The following is a 17416-nucleotide window of genomic DNA, read 5'->3' as shown; positions in this document are numbered from 1 at the left end:
GCCGATCTGCATTTGCAGGTCGGCTTTTTTGTGTACTTCGGATGAAAAGGCGAAATGGTTGCAATTCACTTTTAAGATGATTACTATTAAATCAAATAATAGTCAAAGATGGTCAGAGAGGTGGTGCCCATGCAAAACATCACAGATATCATCGAAGCCTATTTAAAGCAGATTTTACATGACCAGAAAAAAATTGAAATCAAACGTCAAGAGATTGCCGAACGTTTTGATTGTGTACCCTCACAAATCAATTATGTCATCAATACCCGCTTTACGATTGAAAAAGGATATTTCGTCGAAAGTAAGCGTGGTGGTGGTGGGTATATCCGGATTCAAAAGATTGTAATTCTGGATAGCCACGATCTGCTCGATGAGATGAGCCGATGGATTGGAAATGATTTGACGCAACAAGCAGCAGAAGATTATCTGATTCGATTGGTGAATGAACAACTTTTAACACGACGAGAAGCCATTGTCATTCAATCGTTGTTACAAAAGGAAAGTTTGCCGATGGCGCTTGAAGACCAACGTCGAATGCGGGCTCACTTGATGCAGACAGTCCTGCAAACCATTAAGCGACTTTGACGCGGGAGGAATGAGTATGCGTTGTCAACGGTGTGGTGAACGAGAAGCCGTCGTGCGTGTCAAACTTCCACAAGATCAAGAGGGAACGGAACAGATACTCTGTTCCGTATGCGTAAAAGAGTTGGCAAAAGCCTATCAAGAAACCGCTTGTCCTTCGTGTGGAATGACACGTCAACAAGTTTTACATGTCCGAAAAGTTGGTTGTGCGACATGCTATTCGTTTTTTAAAGAAGAAGTAGATGGGATGATTCGTCAGTTTCAACACGGTCATACAAAGCATTATGGATCACGTCCGGAAGAAGAGTCGGTTGAAAGACGCTTGTCCCAGCAGTTAAGTCGACTCAAAGAACAGTTGAACCGGAAGATTTTATCGGAAGACTACGAGGAAGCCGAACTCATCAAACAGCAAATTTTGAACGTCGAGGAGGATTTGCGCCATGTTTGAACAATTATTGACGCGGCCTCTCAGCGAAAAGATGGATCAACAAGCTCCGTACGATGATATCGTCGTCTCGACACGGATTCGATTGGCGCGAAACGTCACCCATTATCCGTTTTCGACCCGCATGACAGAAGATCAAGCCAATGCTTTGATCAACGAAACAGAACGTCAATTGTCGGGCTTAAAAGGATTTCAGTTCGGACGGGTCGATCAAGTTGATGCGTTGACAAGAACTGCTTTAGTAGAAAAGCATTTAATCAGTCCTGCTCTTGCGACACATCCACGGACCGGACTTTTCGTCAGCGAAGATGAACAGATCAGTGTCATGGTGAATGAGGAAGATCATTTCCGGATTCAGACGCTTTTACCGGGGCTGCAATTAGAAGAAGCATTCCGGGTTGCCAAACAAGTGGATCGTTTGATCAGTGAACGGTTTAAAATCGCCTTTGACGATACACTCGGTTATTTGACGACGTGCCCGAGTAACGTCGGGACAGGGTTGCGGGCTTCTGTGATGTTACATCTACCTGGACTTGTCCTGACGAATCAGATCCAAGGGTATATCAAACACCTGCGGCAACTGGGTTTTGCGATTCGTGGACGGTACGGCGAAGGAAGCGACGCCTCGGGAAGAATGTTCCAACTGTCGAATCAACGGACGCTTGGAGCCAGTGAAGACATGCTGATTACTGATTATCAATTTGCCGTTGAAGCATTAATTGAAGCAGAACAGGCTGCAAGAAAAGGATTATTGGAGATGTATCAAGAAGAACTAGAAGACCGACTTTATCGGTCGTACGGTATCTTAAAATCGGCACGTTTGATTACGGCACGGGAAGCAACCGAACGCTTATCCGATGTCCGTCTGGCAGATAGCCTAGGGTTGGCCGTCACTTTGCCGCCAAACTTGTTCCATCATTTACTTGTATCACTACAAACAGGTTTTCTACAAAAGCATTTCGGGAAACAATTAACATCAAGAGAACGGGACATCGAACGAGCGACAGTCATTCGTGAGATGTTAACCGAACAGACAAACAGGGATCACACACAAGGAGGTTTTGCGTAATGATGTTTGGACGATTCACAGAACGTGCTCAACGCGTACTCGCACTTGCACAAGAAGAAGCGGTACGTCTTGGTCACCATAATATCGGGACAGAACACATTTTACTCGGACTTGTACGTGAAGGAGACGGGATTGCGGCAAAAGCCTTAACAGCACTCGGACTCAGTTCAGATAAGATTCAGATGGAAGTTGAAGCTTTAATTGGTCGCGGTCAAGATGGCGCGACAACGATCCACTATACACCACGCGCGAAAAAAGTCATCGAACTTTCGATGGATGAGGCCCGTAAACTCGGTCACTCTTACGTTGGAACGGAACACCTCTTACTCGGTTTAATCCGTGAAGGAGAAGGTGTCGCAGCACGTGTCTTGAACAATCTCGGGATCAGCCTTTCAAAAGCCCGTCAGCAAGTACTTCAGTTGCTTGGGAACAGCGAAACGACAGCAAACGCTTCACAAGCCGGCTCAGGTGTCGCAACACCGACACTTGATGGTCTAGCGCGTGATTTGACGCAACAAGCACGTGAGACACGTCTCGACCCAGTCATCGGTCGTGCCAAAGAAATCCAACGGGTCATTGAAGTCTTAAGTCGTCGGACAAAAAACAATCCCGTATTAATCGGGGAACCGGGTGTTGGTAAGACAGCAGTCGTTGAAGGGCTTGCCCAACAAATCATCAATAACGAAGTACCGGAGACGTTACGGAATAAACGCGTCATGGTGCTCGATATGGGGACACTCGTTGCGGGAACGAAGTACCGTGGTGAGTTTGAAGATCGTTTGAAGAAAGTCATGGACGAGATTCGTCAGGCTGGAAACATCATTCTCTTCATCGATGAGTTGCACACGTTAATCGGTGCCGGTGGAGCGGAAGGGGCGATTGATGCCTCGAACATCCTCAAGCCGTCACTCGCTCGTGGTGAACTTCAATGTATCGGAGCAACGACACTGGATGAGTACCGGAAATACATCGAAAAAGATGCGGCACTCGAACGTCGTTTCCAACCGATCCAAGTCGCTGAGCCGACAACGGATGAAGCAACACAAATCTTGTTTGGTCTGCGTGACCGTTATGAAGCCCACCACCGTGTCACCATCACGGATGAAGCGATCCAAGAAGCTGTAACACTCTCGGACCGTTATATCTCAGACCGTTTCCTACCGGATAAAGCGATCGACTTGATCGACGAAGCGGCTTCAAAAGTCCGTTTACGTTCTTACACGGCACCACCAAACTTAAAAGAAGTCGAAGCGAAGCTTGAAGGCATTCGTAAAGACAAAGATGAAGCAGTTCAAAGCCAGGAATTCGAAAAAGCAGCCAGTCTCCGTGATACGGAACAAAAATTACGGGATGAATTGGAACGTTTGAAAGAAGAATGGCAGAACAAGCAAGGCAATGAAAAACTAGAAGTGACAAAAGATGATATCGCGCAAGTCGTCGCCAACTGGACAGGTGTTCCGGTCACGAAAATCGCAGAAGAAGAAACGGATCGTTTATTACGTCTCGAAGAAATTCTGCATGGACGTGTCATCGGTCAAGACGAAGCCGTCAAATCGATTTCAAAAGCCATCCGCCGTGCGCGGGCAGGACTAAAAGATCCAAAACGTCCAATCGGTTCGTTCATCTTCCTCGGTCCAACTGGTGTTGGTAAGACGGAACTGGCACGAGCAGTCGCAGAAGCCATGTTTGGTGACGAGGATGCCATCATCCGCATCGATATGTCCGAGTACATGGAGAAACATGCAACAAGTCGTTTGGTCGGTTCTCCTCCAGGATATGTCGGATATGAAGAGGGCGGTCAGTTAACGGAAAAAGTTCGCCGGAAACCATACTCGGTCATCTTGTTGGATGAAATCGAAAAAGCACACCCTGAAGTCTTCAACATCTTACTTCAAGTGCTTGATGACGGTCGTTTGACGGATTCAAAAGGCCGGACGGTCGATTTCCGAAATACGATCATCGTCATGACATCGAACGTCGGGGCAAGTGCCCTTAAACGCAATAAATATGTTGGATTTGCCGTCTCGGATGATACGGATCGTGAGTACAAAGACATGAAGGGCAAAGTCATGGATGAGCTCAAAAAAGCTTTCCGCCCTGAATTCTTGAACCGGATCGACGAAACCATCGTCTTCCACTCACTTGAGAAAAAACACATCGAAGAAATCGTGAAGTTGATGGCGAAAACACTGGAACAACGACTTGCTGAACAACAGGTGCATTTCGAGTTGACACCAGCAGCCCTCTCGAAAATCGCAGATGTCGGATACGATCCGGAATACGGAGCCCGTCCGATTCGCCGAGCGCTTCAACGGGAAGCGGAGGATCGTCTATCGGAAGCATTGCTTGCGGGAGACATCCAAAAAGGTGAACGCGTGGCACTTGATGTCGAGAACGGTGAATTTATCGTCCGTCGTCATCAAGCTGAACCAGCAACGACTGAGAATAAGTGATCAACAGGGTCCAGCTTTCGCAAGTATGAGGCGAAAGCTGGATTTTTTTCTTGATAAAGAGAAAGGATGAATCGATTGGCTAAACTGAAGACGAAATTTGTCTGCCAAAGTTGTGGAACGGAATCTCCAAAATGGATGGGCCGTTGTTCGGGCTGTGGCGAATGGAACACGATGGTCGAAGAAGTCGTAGAAGAGAAAAAAGCCCGTCGTGGTTCTGCTTTTGTGCATACGACGACAAAGCAATTAAAACCGGAACGTTTGTCGAATATCGTTTCGCAGGAAGAAAGCCGCGTCTTTACCGGAAGCAGTGAGTTTGACCGTGTGCTCGGTGGGGGAATCGTTCCCGGATCGATGGTACTGGTCGGAGGAGATCCCGGAATCGGGAAATCGACGATATTACTCCAGACAAGTGCCCGTCTCGCACAACGGGGCGAAAAGGTGCTCTATATTTCAGGAGAAGAATCACTGAAACAAACGAAATTACGAGCTGAACGACTGGGATTACCGACACAGGATTTGTTCGTGTTAAGTGAAACCGATATGAACATGATCGAACGGGTCGTCGATGAAGAAAACCCGGGCTTTTTGATCATTGACTCGATTCAGACGGTGTATATCGATGAGATCCAGTCAGCGCCGGGTAGCGTCACGCAAGTCCGTGAATGTACAGCGATGCTGATGAAAATCGCGAAGAGCCGCGGAATCGCTATCTTTATCGTCGGTCATGTGACGAAACAAGGTTCGATTGCGGGTCCCCGTCTGCTTGAGCACATGGTTGATGCCGTATTGTATTTTGAAGGAGAACGTCATCATACGTTCCGGATTTTACGTGCCGTCAAAAACCGGTTTGGTTCAACCAATGAGATCGGGATTTTTGAAATGCGGGAATCGGGACTCGAAGAAGTCTTGAATCCGTCGGAGATTTTCCTCGAAGAACGGACGTCCGGTGTTTCCGGATCGACAATCGTCGCCTCGATGGAAGGGACGCGAACAGTCCTCGTTGAGTTACAGGCGTTGATTTCACCGACCTCATTTGGTAATCCACGCCGTATGGCGACAGGCATTGATCAAAATAAAGTGGCTTTATTGATGGCAGTTCTGGAAAAACGGTCCGGCTTGTTGCTTCAAACCCAGGATGCGTATCTCAAGGCAGCAGGTGGTGTCAAATTGGATGAACCGGCAATCGATTTAGCGATTTGTGTTGCCGTCGCCTCGAGTTTCCGTGATAAGCCAACACGTCCGACTGACGTCGTCATTGGCGAAGTCGGTTTGACAGGAGAAGTCAGACGGGTATCCCGGATTGAACAACGTGTCGCCGAAGCAGCCAAGCTCGGTTTCACGCGGGCGATCATTCCGAAAAACAACCTCGGGGGTTGGACCTATCCTCCCGGCATCACGGTGATCGGTGTTGAAAGTGTCGATGAAGCCTTACGTGAGACAATTCCGTTTTAAGCGGTTTCAACTGCGGGAAAAGATGGGGAAGGTGTTAAAGAATTGTAAACAGTTTCCCCACCTTAAGCCGTAGGTGAATCAAATAAATACATGTTACAATGAACTTAAAATAATAGAAGGAGGTGGGAAGATTGAAAATCGTCATCAGGATCTTTTTTGCGTTACTAGGTCTTGCGCTTGGTATCTTGTTGCTTCCTGAATTATTTCAACTGATTGAAGCAGCGACGAAGACGGCTTTCCCGGAATGGTTGATGACCACATACGTAACAGGAACGATTGGTGCACTCATATTTTTATTAATTGGATTATTCATTACGGATTCTGTGATTCGACTTCTCCGGTTTTTAGAAGAAAAATTAGTGAAAGCACCTGTCGCCGATTTGTTTTTCGGCACATTTGGTCTATTGATTGGTCTTGTCATGGCCTTTCTCGTCAGTATGTTGATTGAACTTGTCGGTATTCCTTTACTGAGTAACGTGTTAACGATGATTGTCGCAGTCCTGTTCGGCTACCTCGGATTTACCGTCGGTTACCGGAAGCGTCATGAACTGACAAAAGTCTTCTTGCGCAACAACAACAATCAAACTGAGAAAAAAGCGGCGGCAGAACCCGTCGTCGTCGCAAAATCGAACAGTAAAGTACTCGATACGAGTGTCATCATCGACGGTCGGATCACGGATATCGCCAAAACCGGATTCGTGGAAGGCAAATTGATTGTCCCTCAATTCGTCATCGGTGAGTTGCAGTATATCGCCGACTCATCCGATACACTGAAGCGGAACCGTGGACGCCGCGGGCTGGATGTCCTCAAGGAATTGCAGTCGATTCCCGGGATGGAAGTTGAAATTTATGATGGTGATTTTGAAGATGTACCGGAAGTTGACATCAAGTTGATTAAGCTTGCCGAACTGATCAAAGGGATCGTCGTGACCAACGATTACAACTTAAATAAGGTCTGTGAAGTCCGGAACGTACCGGTCTTGAACATCAACGATTTGGCGAATGCCGTCAAACAAGTCGTGATTCCGGGTGAAGAGATGACGGTCCTTGTCATCAAAGAAGGAAAAGAGCAAAAACAGGGAATTGCGTACCTCGAGGACGGGACGATGGTCGTCGTCGAAGAGGGAAAACATTTGATTTCGAAGACGATTGGTGTCGTCGTGACCAGTGTTCTGCAAACGTCTGCAGGTCGGATGATTTTTGCGAAACCACAAGAAAAATAAACAAGGGACTGCCAAATCTGTTTTGGCAGTCTTTACTTATGTGAAAAGAGGGAATTAGATGAAAGAACATACATACCGGATCGTCATTCCGGCTGCCGGAGCAGGAAAACGGATGGGGGCGGATCGAAACAAGTTGATGCTGACATTACGGGACCGGTCGATCATCGAATGGACACTCGATGTTTTTGAGCAGGATCCGGCGTGTCTTGAAATCATCTTAGCCATCAATCCGGTCGAACAGATTTGGTTTGAAGAGATGACGGCACAGTATCAAACACCGATCCGTCTCGTTCCGGGCGGACGTGAGCGTCAGGAAAGTGTCCAGCGTGGACTGGAAGTCATCACAGAACCGGGAATCGTCTTGATTCATGACGGGGCACGACCATTCGTGACAATCGAATCGATTCAGCAGGTCGTCGAAGCAGCCGAACAGACCGGGGCTGCAATTTTAGGTGTTCCGATCAAGGATACGGTCAAACGGATTCAACATGATGAGATCGTCGAGACAGTCCCCCGTGATGAGTTGATGGCAGCCCAGACACCGCAAGCTTTTCAGCTGGAAGTGATTCGGACCGTTCACGAAAAAGCGGCAACCGAATTTTTAGGTACGGATGACGCAAGTTTGATAGAATGGGACGGAGGAACGGTGACTTGGGTCACCGGACAATACGAGAACATTAAAGTGACGACACCGGACGACTTATTGTTTGGTGAAGCGATTTTAACGAAACGAGGGAAATGATGATGATTCGAATTGGACAAGGTTTTGATGTACATGCATTTGCAGAGGATCGGAAACTGATTTTAGGTGGGATTGAGATTCCACACACTAAAGGATTGCTTGGTCACTCGGATGCGGACGTGTTGTTACATACGATTGCGGACGCGGCACTCGGAGCCATCGCAGCCGGTGACATCGGGAAACATTTCCCGGATACGGATCCGGAATTCAAGGACGCGGACTCGGCGAAGTTGTTGCAACATGTCTATGCGCTTGTCAAAGCCGAGGGATACGAACTTGGGAATCTCGATGCAACCGTCATCGCACAGGCGCCGAAGTTACGTCCGTACATCGACACAATCCGGGCCCGGATTGCGGAATTGCTGGAAGCGGATATCGAGCAGATTAACGTCAAGGCAACGACGACGGAATGGCTCGGCTTTACGGGACGGGAAGAAGGAATCGCGTGTCAGGCTGTGATTTTGCTGAAACGAATCGAAGAATAAGGTATACTAGGTAAGCGAATTTTAGACTAAAGGAGTGGATCGGTAATGGCAGAAGTACGTGTACGTTATGCACCAAGTCCAACGGGACACCTTCATATCGGGAATGCACGAACAGCATTGTTCAACTACCTGTTTGCACGGCACGCAGGCGGCAAGATGATTTTACGAATTGAGGATACGGATCAGAAGCGAAACATCGATGGTGGTGTTGAAAGTCAGATGAAGTATCTGGAATGGCTCGGCATCGACTGGGACGAAGGTCCGGGTCGCGGCGGGGAGTACGGTCCTTATTTCCAAATGGAACGACTGGATCTGTACAAGAAGTATACGGACGAGTTGCTTGAAAAAGGCCTCGCATACCGGTGCTACATGACTTCAGAAGAACTCGAAGCAGAGCGGGAAGCCCAGATTGCCCGCGGCGAAGCACCCCGTTATTCGGGTGCACACCGCAACCTGACACAGGAACAAGAAGAGGCATTTGTGGCAGAAGGCCGGACGCCGTCGATTCGGATCCGTGTCCCGGAAGCGGTCACGTATACATGGAATGACATCGTCAAAGAAGACGTCTCGTTTGAATCAAAAGACTTCGGAGACTGGGTCATCGTCAAAAAAGACGGTATCCCGACGTACAACTTCGCTGTTGTCATCGATGACCACTTGATGGCGATCAGTCATGTTCTCCGCGGAGACGACCACATCTCGAACACACCAAAACAGATGATGATTTATGATGCGTTTGGTTGGGAGTACCCGACATTCGGTCACATGACATTGATCGTCAACGAAGAACACAAAAAACTGTCGAAACGTGATCAATCGATCATTCAATACATCGAGCAGTACAAAGACCTCGGTTACCTGCCGGAAGCGTTACTCAACTTCGTGACGTTGCTCGGATGGTCACCGGTCGGCGAACAGGAAATCTTTACGAAAGAGGAGTTCATCGAAATTTTTGATGCATCTCGTCTATCGAAGAGTCCGGCTGTCTTTGACCAACAAAAACTTGCTTGGATCAACGGTCAATACATGAAACACCAATCGTTTGAAGAAGTATTCGAAGCGAGCCTGCCGTTCTTACAAGAAGCAGGACGTGTCTCGAGTGAGCCGACGGAAGAAGAACTCGTCTGGGCGCAAAACTTGGTTGGACTGTACCGCGAACAAATGACACACGGTGCGGAAATTGTTGAGCTTTCAGAGATGTTTTTTGAGGATGAACTGGTGTATGATGAAGAGGCAAACACTGTCTTGGCAGGAGAAACGGTTCCTGCTGTCTTGAGTGAATTCGCAGCACAGTTGCGGACGCTTGAGGAATGGACACCGGAAGCCATCAAAGGCGCGATCAAAGCGACTCAAAAAGCAACCGGACAAAAAGGGAAAAATCTGTTCATGCCGATCCGTGTCGCAACGACCGGACAAACACACGGACCAGAGCTTCCAAACACGATTCAACTATTAGGAAAAGACCGCGTACTTGCGCGTCTGGACGCATAAATAAAGCGTAGATGAGGAAAGTAGTGACGATGTCTGTTGTACAGAGACAAGCTTGAACGGTGAGAGAGCTTGAACGGACGCGTTCGCGAAATGCCCCTCTGAGTGCTACCCGAAATCAGTGAGAGTAGGCGTAGACGTATCTCCGGCGTTAACGGACCGGAGAGGGATGACCCGTTCATCCAAACAGAGTGGGACCGCGCTGATTAGCGTCTCTGTGCAGCGATGCACGGAGGCGCTTTTTCTTATGGAGAGGAGAACAAACATGACACGGATGCGTGAAGATATCCGAAATGTATTTAAGCAGGATCCAGCTGCCCGGAGTGCGATGGAAGTGGTGTTGACCTATCCCGGACTGCATGCGGTCTGGATGCACCGGCTGGCTCATCGCATGTGGAAGATGAATCTGCACCTGGCTGCCCGGATGCTGTCGCAATTCAGTCGTTTCATCACGGGAATCGAAATCCATCCCGGTGCAACGATCGGCCGGCGTTTCTTCATCGATCACGGTATGGGAGTCGTCATCGGCGAAACGGCCATCATCGGCGACGATGTGACGATCTTTCAAGGTGTGACACTTGGAGGGACGGGGAAAGAAACCGGAAAACGGCATCCGACGCTCGGCGATGGGGTGTTGGTTTCTGCTGGAGCACGTGTACTGGGTGATATTACAATCGGTGACTCCTCAAAAATCGGTGCGAGTTCCGTTGTGTTAAAGGATGTTCCGGCGAATGCGACAGTCGTCGGTATTCCCGGACGAGTCGTCATTCAAGACGGCATCAAGGTCAATGCGCCGCTTGATCATCAACTCCCGGATCCCGTCAGCGAATGCCAGGAACGAATCGAGCTGGAACTGGATCGGTTAAAACGTGAAATTGAACGAATAAAAGGAGGACGCCGCCATGATACAACTGTACAACAGCATGACCGGAAAAAAGGAACCATTTAAACCGTTAGAAGAGGGAAAGGTCAAGATGTATGTCTGCGGCCCGACCGTCTACAATTACATCCATATTGGAAATGCCCGTCCGGCAATCGTGTTTGATACGGTCCGCCGCTACTTCACGTATCGGGGGTATGACGTCAAATACGTCTCGAACTTCACGGATGTGGATGATAAAATCATCCGCACAGCAAACGAACTCGGTGAAGACTACCATGCCTTGACGAAACGGTTCATCGATGCTTACCACGCGGATACAGGTGCATTGAACGTTCAAAAGGCAGACATCCACCCGCTTGTGACGGAAACGATGGACGATATCATTGCCTTCATCGAAGTGCTCGTTGAAAAGGGAAATGCCTATGCCTCGAGTGGAGACGTCTATTTCCGGACACGCAGTTTCAAAGATTACGGACAATTGAGCCAACAGTCGATTGATGAGCTCCGGTCCGGTGCCCGGATTGAAGTCGGCGAGAAAAAAGAAGATCCCCTTGATTTCGTGTTATGGAAAGCAGCGAAACCGGGCGAACCGGCTTGGACAAGTCCATGGGGAGAAGGACGTCCCGGCTGGCACATCGAGTGCTCGGCGATGGCGAAAAAGTATCTCGGCGACACGATTGATATTCACGCGGGCGGACAGGACTTGAAGTTCCCCCACCACGAGAATGAGATTGCCCAGTCGGAAGCCTGCAATTCGCAAAAGTTCGCGAATTACTGGATGCACAACGGATTCCTCAACATTGAAAATGAAAAGATGTCAAAATCCCTCGGTAACTTCCTGACAGTCCATGAAGCGATTCAAGCGGTTGATCCGATGGTCTTGCGTTTCTTCATGTTGTCGGTCCAATACCGTCATCCGATCAACTACAGCCGTGAATTGATCGATCAGGCGGCAAATGGTCTGGCCCGGATCCGGGAATCGGTCGCAAACGTCGAACACCGTTTGGCAATGACCGCGAACCTTGGAACAGCAAACGAAAAATGGTTGAAGCGGATCGAGGAAATCAAACAACATTTCATTACATCGATGGATGATGATTTCAATACAGCCAATGCTGTGACGGATTTGTTTGATTTATCAAAAGAAGCGAACCTCTATCTTGGCGAGGACCAAGTCGCAACGGAAGTCCTCGAACAATTCTTAGCGGTCTTCCAAGAACTTTCAACGGTCCTCGGTGTGACGTTGACGGTCGACAAAGGATTACTTGATGAAGAAGTCGAACAGCTGATTCGCGATCGTGACACAGCACGAAAAGAACGTGACTTCGCCCGTGCGGATGCGATCCGTGATCAATTGCGTGATCAAGGCATCTTGCTTGAGGATACAGCACAAGGGATGCGGTGGAAGCGCGGATGAAGAACTACAAACAATTAAATGCGTTGGCGCTCGCTTACATGGGCGACGTCGTCTATGAGATGCATGTCCGGGAACGGTTGCTTGATCAAGGATTCGTCAAACCGGGTGAGTTGCATCAAGCCGCCATTCGTTATGTTCGTGCGCAAGCCCAAGCCTTTGTCGTGACACATTGGTTAAACGAAAATACGTTGACAGAAGAAGAACAAGCTGTTGTCCGTCGCGGAAAAAATGCGAAGTCTGGATCCGTCCCTAAAAGCACGGATGTCCACACGTACCGTTATGCGACGGCATTTGAAGCCTTGTTAGGATATGTCTATCTTTCAGAAGGAGGAGATCGTCTTGAAGAACTCATCGGACAAGCGTTCGAATTACTCGAAGCCGAAGCAGCGGACGGAAAATAAATCGGTTCACCCGTCGCGGAAACCAAAAAACGACAAGCCGCACGGCGAAAAAACGAAACAGAAGAAGGTCGAACCAAAACAAGAAGATTCGATCGTGATCGAGCCGCTTGAGGAAGGGCAGGATTTCTTATACGGACGTAATCCGGTCCTTGAAGCATTGCGGACGGGTCGTGAGATGAATAAGCTCTTTATTCAAGAAGGACAGCAGAAGGGACCGCTTGCCGTCATCCATGCGATGGCGAAAGAAGCCGGTGTCCAGACACAAATCGTCCCGCGTTCGAAATTACACGGGCTGACAGGCAGTGACAACCACCAGGGTGTCGTGGCTGCCGTCGCTGCCTACGAATATGCGGAGCTGGATGACATCTTCGCGCTCGCAGAGAAGAAAGACGAAACGCCGCTGATGATTTTGCTCGACGAGCTGGAAGATCCACATAACCTCGGATCGATTCTCCGGACGGCGGACGCCGTCGGTGCCCACGGGATCATCATTCCAAAACGCCGGTCGGTCGGATTGACACAAGTCGTCGCCAAAGCCTCAACAGGGGCAATCGAACACATTCCGGTTGTCCGCGTGACGAACTTGACCCGGACGATGGAAGACTTGAAGAAAAAGGGCATCTGGTTTGTTGGAACGGATGCACGCGAAAGTGATGATTACCGAACGCTTGACGGGACGATGCCACTTGGAATCGTCATCGGCAGTGAAGGCAAGGGGATGAGTCGACTCGTCCGTGAAAAATGTGATTTCCTCGTGCATCTCCCGATGGCAGGGCACGTCACATCACTCAATGCATCGGTCGCAGCCTCGTTACTGTTGTATGAGGTCTACCGGACGAGAAAGCCGTATTCGCGATGAAATATGACCGTCTGATCGTTGATGGCTACAATATCATTGGCGCATGGCCGGAATTCCGGACATTGCGGGAGCAGGATTTTGAATTAGCACGGGAACGATTGGTCGATGCGATGGCCGAGTATCAAGCCGTCACGGGAATCAGTGTGACGATTGTGTTTGATGCCTACTTGCAACCGGGACGAGAGTCCCGCATTAAGAAAAGCGGGATCGAAGTCATCTATACACGTGAAAACGAGACGGCGGATGAATGGATTGAAAAAACAGCAGCGGAATGGTTGCAGGACATCCGGGTTAAACTGACGGTTGCGACAAACGACTTCACCGAGCAGTGGGTCATTTTCACACTGGGTGCGTTGCGGATTTCGGCACAGGAGTTACGCCGGGACTGGAAGGCGGCCGTCGTTGTCATCCGGGGGCAGACGACGATGTCGAAGACCAGCAAAAAACCGCGGTCGACAATCGATATGCCGGCGGATGTCATCGAACGTCTGGAAGAAATCCGACGGCGTAAAAATTCAGATTCATAAAATAGTCGGACAAGCGGGGTTCACGATACAGTCGTGGATCCCGTTTTTTTTTATCGTCATCTGTGCCGAATCTTCATCCGACCGTTAAGACAAAAAGAGGTCATGCCAATTTTCATTGTCGTACGATAGGAAATTATTGTATAATTAGAAACAATCGATTAGTTGGCTAGAGAAGCTTGGAGGGATGAAGGATGAGTTTGGTTTCGTTCGACCAGTTTGAGTGCATGACCGATGAGGCGCTTGTGGAACAAGCGAAGGTATTTGACAACAGTGATGCGCTCGAATTTCTGATCGAGCGGTATCGCAACTTCGTACGAGCTAAAGCACGGTCTTACTTCTTAATCGGAGCGGACCGGGAAGATATCGTTCAAGAAGGCATGATCGGACTGTATAAAGCGGTTCGTGATTACCGGACCGATAAGTTGGCTTCGTTTAAAGGATTTGCCGAACTCTGCATTACACGACAGATGATCACAGCCATCAAAACAGCGACACGTCAAAAACATATTCCGCTTAATTCGTACATCTCGCTGGATAAACCGATTTACGATGACGAATCGGAACGGACGTTACTCGATATCATCACGTCGACGGCGCCGTCTGATCCGCAAATCTTGATCGTCAACCGGGAAGAGTATGCCGATATCGAAAGTAAGATGGATGAAATTTTAAGTGATCTGGAACGAAAAGTCCTGGCCCTTTACTTGGACGGTAGAACGTATCAGGAAATTTCGGATGATCTCGACCGCCATGTAAAGTCGATCGATAATGCATTGCAACGCGTCAAGAAGAAACTGGAACGGTACCTTGAGGCGCGGAAACTGACAGTATGATCGAGAGGTGGATTGACCACTGAATCCGGGTGTGCTACTGTATAAATAGCGCCTTACTAGCGAGACGCCGCTCATAGGCGTTTTTTTTTACGCTCTTTTTTGGAGAGAGACTTCTCTTCGCAAAGAGAAAGAGTGGCAAAGAAGGAGGTCTTTTGAGATGGCGAAGAAAGTAGGCCTTGCTTGTGATATTTGCGGTGCCCGCGACTACACGACGATGAAAAAAGAGGATGTCAGCATCCGCTTGGAACTGAAAAAGTTCTGTCGCCGCTGTAACGCGCATACGATTCATAAAGAAGCGAAATAAGGCTTCATCTGTCCCGATTTAATACATCCTGGAGGGAAAGTACGATGAAATTTTTGCGTGACGTATGGAATGAACTGAAAAAGACGAGCTGGCCAAAACGAAAAGAACTGACGAAGTATACACTGACCGTAATCGGTATGGTCATTTTCATGGGTGTCTTCATCTTTGGTGTCGATTCTGGGCTCAGCGCATTCATGAGTTGGTTGATTAAGTAAAAAGAAGAGGTGACGTACCATGGATAAGCAGTGGTTTGTTGTCCAAACGTACTCTGGATTCGAAAACAACGTCAAGGCGAACCTTGAGCGTCGGATCGAGTCTATGAACATGGACGAGAAAATCTTCCGTGTACTCGTTCCGATCGAAACGGTACAGGAAGAAGTAACAAATAAAAAAGGCGAGACGAAAATCAAGGAACGTGAAATCAAGATCTTCCCGGGGTATGTCCTCGTGGAAATGGTCATGACCGATGATTCTTGGTACGTCGTCCGTAACACGCCGAACGTCACAGGATTCCTTGGTTCGGTCGGCGGCGGTTCAAAACCGACACCACTTCTTCCTGAAGAAGCAGAAAACATTCTTGGATCAATGGGACTTGTCGACATGAAGAGTCGTTACGACTTTGCAATGGGACAAATTGTTCGGATCAAAGAAGGTGCGTTTGAGAACTTGGAAGGAACGGTTGAAGAGCTCGACACGGAAACGGAAAAAATGAAGGTTTCTGTCGATATGTTCGGTCGTGAAACAAAAGTGGAGCTTGATTTCTCACAGGTTGAGAAAATAGATTAAGTTTCCTATTGCGAAACTTTTGTTTTAATGGTACAATTTTTCCTGTTTGATGTTGTGCTTATTTCGATAAATTACTCGTCGAATAGAATGAGTGGGAGGACGCGCAACGTCCAATTAAACCACATTAAAGAATTAAGGAGGTGTGTCTCGTGGCGAAGAAGGTTATGAAACTAGTTAAACTTCAAATTCCTGCGGGCAAAGCAAACCCAGCTCCACCAGTTGGACCGGCACTCGGTCAAGCAGGTGTGAACATCATGGGCTTCTGTAAAGAGTTCAACGCTCGTACACAAGACCAAGCCGGCTTGATTATTCCTGTAGTCATCACGGTTTTTGAAGATCGTTCATTTACGTTTATTACTAAAACTCCACCAGCAGCAGTTCTCTTGAAGAAAGCAGCTGGAATCGAGAGCGGTTCAGGCGAGCCTAACCGTAAGAAAGTAGCGACTGTCAAACGTGACAAAGTTCGCGAAATCGCTGAAACGAAAATGCCAGACCTCAACGCAGCATCTGTTGAAACAGCGATGTTGATGGTTGAAGGTACTGCACGTTCTATGGGTATCGTAATCGAAGACTGAGTCTTTTGATTGCAATGAACAACGATGAGGGTCGCAGGCGGATAGTTACTTGAAGCCTTGCTACCCTTTCATTATGTGGGAGGATTTTCCGCACAACCACAAAGGAGGAACCTAAAATGGGTAAGAAGTATAAAGAAGCTGCTAAACTTATCGATCGTACGGTTTCATACGAACTCGCTGAAGCGGTAGACTTGACTAAAAAGTCTGCAACTGCGAAATTCGATGAAACAATCGAACTTGCTGTTCGTCTCGGAGTCGATCCGAAGAAAGCAGATCAACAAATCCGTGGAGCAGTCGTATTGCCACACGGTACTGGTAAAACACAAAAAGTTCTCGTCTTTGCTAAAGGTGAGAAATTGAAAGAAGCGGAAGCTGCTGGAGCAGACTTCGCTGGTGATTCTGAGTACATCACTAAAATCCAACAAGGATGGTTCGACTTCGATGTTATCGTTGCGACACCTGACATGATGGGTGAAGTTGGTAAACTCGGTCGTGTTCTCGGACCTAAAGGCCTCATGCCTAACCCGAAAACAGGAACAGTTACATTTGACGTCACAAAAGCAATCAACGATATCAAAGCTGGTAAAGTTGAGTACCGTGTCGACAAATCAGGTAACATCCACGTTCCTGTCGGTAAAAAATCATTCGATGACACGAAACTTGTTGAGAACATCAACACAGTCATCGAAACACTCGTTAAAGTTAAGCCTGCTACTGCTAAAGGTATCTACCTTAAGAACATCGCGATCGCTTCAACAATGGGTCCTGGTGTAAAAGTATCTTCAGCTGACTTCGCGAAATAATTTCGTCTAAAACGAACTTGACAACGTTCTAAGAACGCTGTTACAGTATAAAACGTTGATATATTCGACATACCGTAGACAGAAGGTGC

General features: G+C 48.1%; 20 protein-coding genes and 2 other annotated features (1 of these 22 running past the window's edge). All 20 genes read left to right on the top strand.

Annotation, left to right across the window (positions count from 1 at the left end; genetic code table 11):
- The first annotated feature begins 129 nt into the window (after nt 1-129).
- Nucleotides 130-585, top strand: coding sequence for a CtsR family transcriptional regulator (locus D3D03_RS15705; RefSeq protein ID WP_026834324.1), 456 nt, complete (start codon nt 130-132; stop codon nt 583-585).
- A 16-nt stretch (nt 586-601) separates the two neighbouring features.
- Nucleotides 602-1030, top strand: coding sequence for a hypothetical protein (locus D3D03_RS15700; RefSeq protein WP_026834323.1), 429 nt, complete (start codon nt 602-604; stop codon nt 1028-1030).
- Complete coding sequence (locus tag D3D03_RS15695) at nt 1023-2096, top strand: ATP--guanido phosphotransferase (RefSeq protein WP_026834322.1); 1074 nt, start codon at nt 1023-1025, stop codon at nt 2094-2096. The genes D3D03_RS15700 and D3D03_RS15695 overlap by 8 nt, the downstream gene beginning before the upstream one ends.
- A complete protein-coding gene (gene clpC / locus D3D03_RS15690) occupies nt 2096-4549 on the top strand; it encodes an ATP-dependent protease ATP-binding subunit ClpC (RefSeq protein ID WP_026834321.1) in 2454 nt (817 codons plus the stop codon). Before D3D03_RS15695 ends, clpC begins: the two co-directional genes overlap by 1 nt.
- A 75-nt stretch (nt 4550-4624) precedes the next feature.
- Nucleotides 4625-6001: a DNA repair protein RadA gene (radA, locus tag D3D03_RS15685; protein WP_026834320.1), complete on the top strand. Its 1377-nt coding sequence runs from the start codon at nt 4625-4627 to the stop codon at nt 5999-6001.
- Between the two features lie 131 nt (nt 6002-6132).
- Nucleotides 6133-7224, top strand: coding sequence for a PIN/TRAM domain-containing protein (locus D3D03_RS15680; RefSeq protein WP_119924080.1), 1092 nt, complete (start codon nt 6133-6135; stop codon nt 7222-7224).
- A gap of 58 nt (nt 7225-7282) precedes the next feature.
- Nucleotides 7283-7966 (top strand): 2-C-methyl-D-erythritol 4-phosphate cytidylyltransferase, encoded by a 684-nt coding sequence (gene ispD / locus D3D03_RS15675; protein WP_119924079.1) that lies wholly within the window; start codon nt 7283-7285, stop codon nt 7964-7966.
- 2 nt (nt 7967-7968) lie between these two features.
- Entirely contained in the window at nt 7969-8451 is a 483-nt protein-coding gene (ispF, locus tag D3D03_RS15670; protein WP_026834317.1) for a 2-C-methyl-D-erythritol 2,4-cyclodiphosphate synthase, read from the top strand.
- 45 nt (nt 8452-8496) lie between these two features.
- Nucleotides 8497-9942, top strand: coding sequence for a glutamate--tRNA ligase (gltX, locus tag D3D03_RS15665; RefSeq protein WP_119924078.1), 1446 nt, complete (start codon nt 8497-8499; stop codon nt 9940-9942).
- Nucleotides 9942-10159: a binding site (T-box leader), on the top strand. (Overlaps the previous gene by 1 nt.)
- Before the next feature lie 45 nt (nt 10160-10204).
- Nucleotides 10205-10888 (top strand): serine O-acetyltransferase, encoded by a 684-nt coding sequence (gene cysE / locus D3D03_RS15660; RefSeq protein ID WP_026834315.1) that lies wholly within the window; start codon nt 10205-10207, stop codon nt 10886-10888.
- Nucleotides 10842-12239: a cysteine--tRNA ligase gene (cysS, locus tag D3D03_RS15655; protein WP_026834314.1), complete on the top strand. Its 1398-nt coding sequence runs from the start codon at nt 10842-10844 to the stop codon at nt 12237-12239. Before cysE ends, cysS begins: the two co-directional genes overlap by 47 nt.
- Nucleotides 12236-12640 (top strand): Mini-ribonuclease 3, encoded by a 405-nt coding sequence (locus D3D03_RS15650; protein WP_026834313.1) that lies wholly within the window; start codon nt 12236-12238, stop codon nt 12638-12640. Before cysS ends, D3D03_RS15650 begins: the two co-directional genes overlap by 4 nt.
- Before the next feature lie 94 nt (nt 12641-12734).
- Nucleotides 12735-13499: a 23S rRNA (guanosine(2251)-2'-O)-methyltransferase RlmB gene (gene rlmB / locus D3D03_RS15645; protein ID WP_026826906.1), complete on the top strand. Its 765-nt coding sequence runs from the start codon at nt 12735-12737 to the stop codon at nt 13497-13499.
- The gene (locus D3D03_RS15640) at nt 13496-14026 is read left to right on the top strand and encodes an NYN domain-containing protein (RefSeq protein ID WP_026834312.1); all 531 of its coding nucleotides are present in this window, start codon (nt 13496-13498) and stop codon (nt 14024-14026) included. The genes rlmB and D3D03_RS15640 overlap by 4 nt, the downstream gene beginning before the upstream one ends.
- A 191-nt stretch (nt 14027-14217) precedes the next feature.
- Complete coding sequence (gene sigH / locus D3D03_RS15635; RefSeq protein WP_026834311.1) at nt 14218-14859, top strand: RNA polymerase sporulation sigma factor SigH; 642 nt, start codon at nt 14218-14220, stop codon at nt 14857-14859.
- A 157-nt stretch (nt 14860-15016) separates the two neighbouring features.
- Nucleotides 15017-15163, top strand: a complete 147-nt coding sequence (gene rpmG, locus D3D03_RS15630; protein ID WP_012368993.1) for a 50S ribosomal protein L33 — start codon at nt 15017-15019, stop codon at nt 15161-15163.
- Between the two features lie 44 nt (nt 15164-15207).
- Entirely contained in the window at nt 15208-15378 is a 171-nt protein-coding gene (gene secE / locus D3D03_RS15625) for a preprotein translocase subunit SecE (protein ID WP_012368994.1), read from the top strand.
- A gap of 19 nt (nt 15379-15397) precedes the next feature.
- The gene (nusG, locus tag D3D03_RS15620) at nt 15398-15949 is read left to right on the top strand and encodes a transcription termination/antitermination protein NusG (RefSeq protein ID WP_026834310.1); all 552 of its coding nucleotides are present in this window, start codon (nt 15398-15400) and stop codon (nt 15947-15949) included.
- Nucleotides 15950-16098: 149 nt separating this feature from the next.
- Complete coding sequence (gene rplK / locus D3D03_RS15615) at nt 16099-16524, top strand: 50S ribosomal protein L11 (protein WP_012368996.1); 426 nt, start codon at nt 16099-16101, stop codon at nt 16522-16524.
- A 116-nt stretch (nt 16525-16640) separates the two neighbouring features.
- Entirely contained in the window at nt 16641-17327 is a 687-nt protein-coding gene (gene rplA, locus D3D03_RS15610; protein WP_026834309.1) for a 50S ribosomal protein L1, read from the top strand.
- Nucleotides 17328-17381: 54 nt separating this feature from the next.
- Nucleotides 17382-17416: a sequence feature (ribosomal protein L10 leader region), on the top strand; it runs 120 nt beyond the window's last position.

It is taken from the genome of Exiguobacterium sp. RIT452, assembly GCF_003598705.1.
Classification (GTDB): domain Bacteria; phylum Bacillota; class Bacilli; order Exiguobacteriales; family Exiguobacteriaceae; genus Exiguobacterium_A; species Exiguobacterium_A undae.
Note: the sequence above shows the minus strand (reverse complement) of the source record. Positions and strands in the feature narration are given on the sequence as shown.

What these genes read in the sequence shown, in the direction of transcription:
- ispD (WP_119924079.1), top strand. Translation starts at nt 7,283, where the DNA reads ATGAAAGAACATACATACCGGATCGTCATTCCGGCTGCCGGAGCAGGA.
- cysE (WP_026834315.1), top strand. Translation starts at nt 10,205, where the DNA reads ATGACACGGATGCGTGAAGATATCCGAAATGTATTTAAGCAGGATCCA.
- ispF (WP_026834317.1), top strand. Translation starts at nt 7,969, where the DNA reads ATGATTCGAATTGGACAAGGTTTTGATGTACATGCATTTGCAGAGGAT.
- cysS (WP_026834314.1), top strand. Translation starts at nt 10,842, where the DNA reads ATGATACAACTGTACAACAGCATGACCGGAAAAAAGGAACCATTTAAA.
- clpC (WP_026834321.1), top strand. Translation starts at nt 2,096, where the DNA reads ATGATGTTTGGACGATTCACAGAACGTGCTCAACGCGTACTCGCACTT.
- D3D03_RS15640 (WP_026834312.1), top strand. Translation starts at nt 13,496, where the DNA reads ATGAAATATGACCGTCTGATCGTTGATGGCTACAATATCATTGGCGCA.
- secE (WP_012368994.1), top strand. Translation starts at nt 15,208, where the DNA reads ATGAAATTTTTGCGTGACGTATGGAATGAACTGAAAAAGACGAGCTGG.
- gltX (WP_119924078.1), top strand. Translation starts at nt 8,497, where the DNA reads ATGGCAGAAGTACGTGTACGTTATGCACCAAGTCCAACGGGACACCTT.
- rpmG (WP_012368993.1), top strand. Translation starts at nt 15,017, where the DNA reads ATGGCGAAGAAAGTAGGCCTTGCTTGTGATATTTGCGGTGCCCGCGAC.
- D3D03_RS15650 (WP_026834313.1), top strand. Translation starts at nt 12,236, where the DNA reads ATGAAGAACTACAAACAATTAAATGCGTTGGCGCTCGCTTACATGGGC.
- D3D03_RS15700 (WP_026834323.1), top strand. Translation starts at nt 602, where the DNA reads ATGCGTTGTCAACGGTGTGGTGAACGAGAAGCCGTCGTGCGTGTCAAA.
- nusG (WP_026834310.1), top strand. Translation starts at nt 15,398, where the DNA reads ATGGATAAGCAGTGGTTTGTTGTCCAAACGTACTCTGGATTCGAAAAC.
- D3D03_RS15695 (WP_026834322.1), top strand. Translation starts at nt 1,023, where the DNA reads ATGTTTGAACAATTATTGACGCGGCCTCTCAGCGAAAAGATGGATCAA.
- D3D03_RS15705 (WP_026834324.1), top strand. Translation starts at nt 130, where the DNA reads ATGCAAAACATCACAGATATCATCGAAGCCTATTTAAAGCAGATTTTA.
- rplA (WP_026834309.1), top strand. Translation starts at nt 16,641, where the DNA reads ATGGGTAAGAAGTATAAAGAAGCTGCTAAACTTATCGATCGTACGGTT.
- sigH (WP_026834311.1), top strand. Translation starts at nt 14,218, where the DNA reads ATGAGTTTGGTTTCGTTCGACCAGTTTGAGTGCATGACCGATGAGGCG.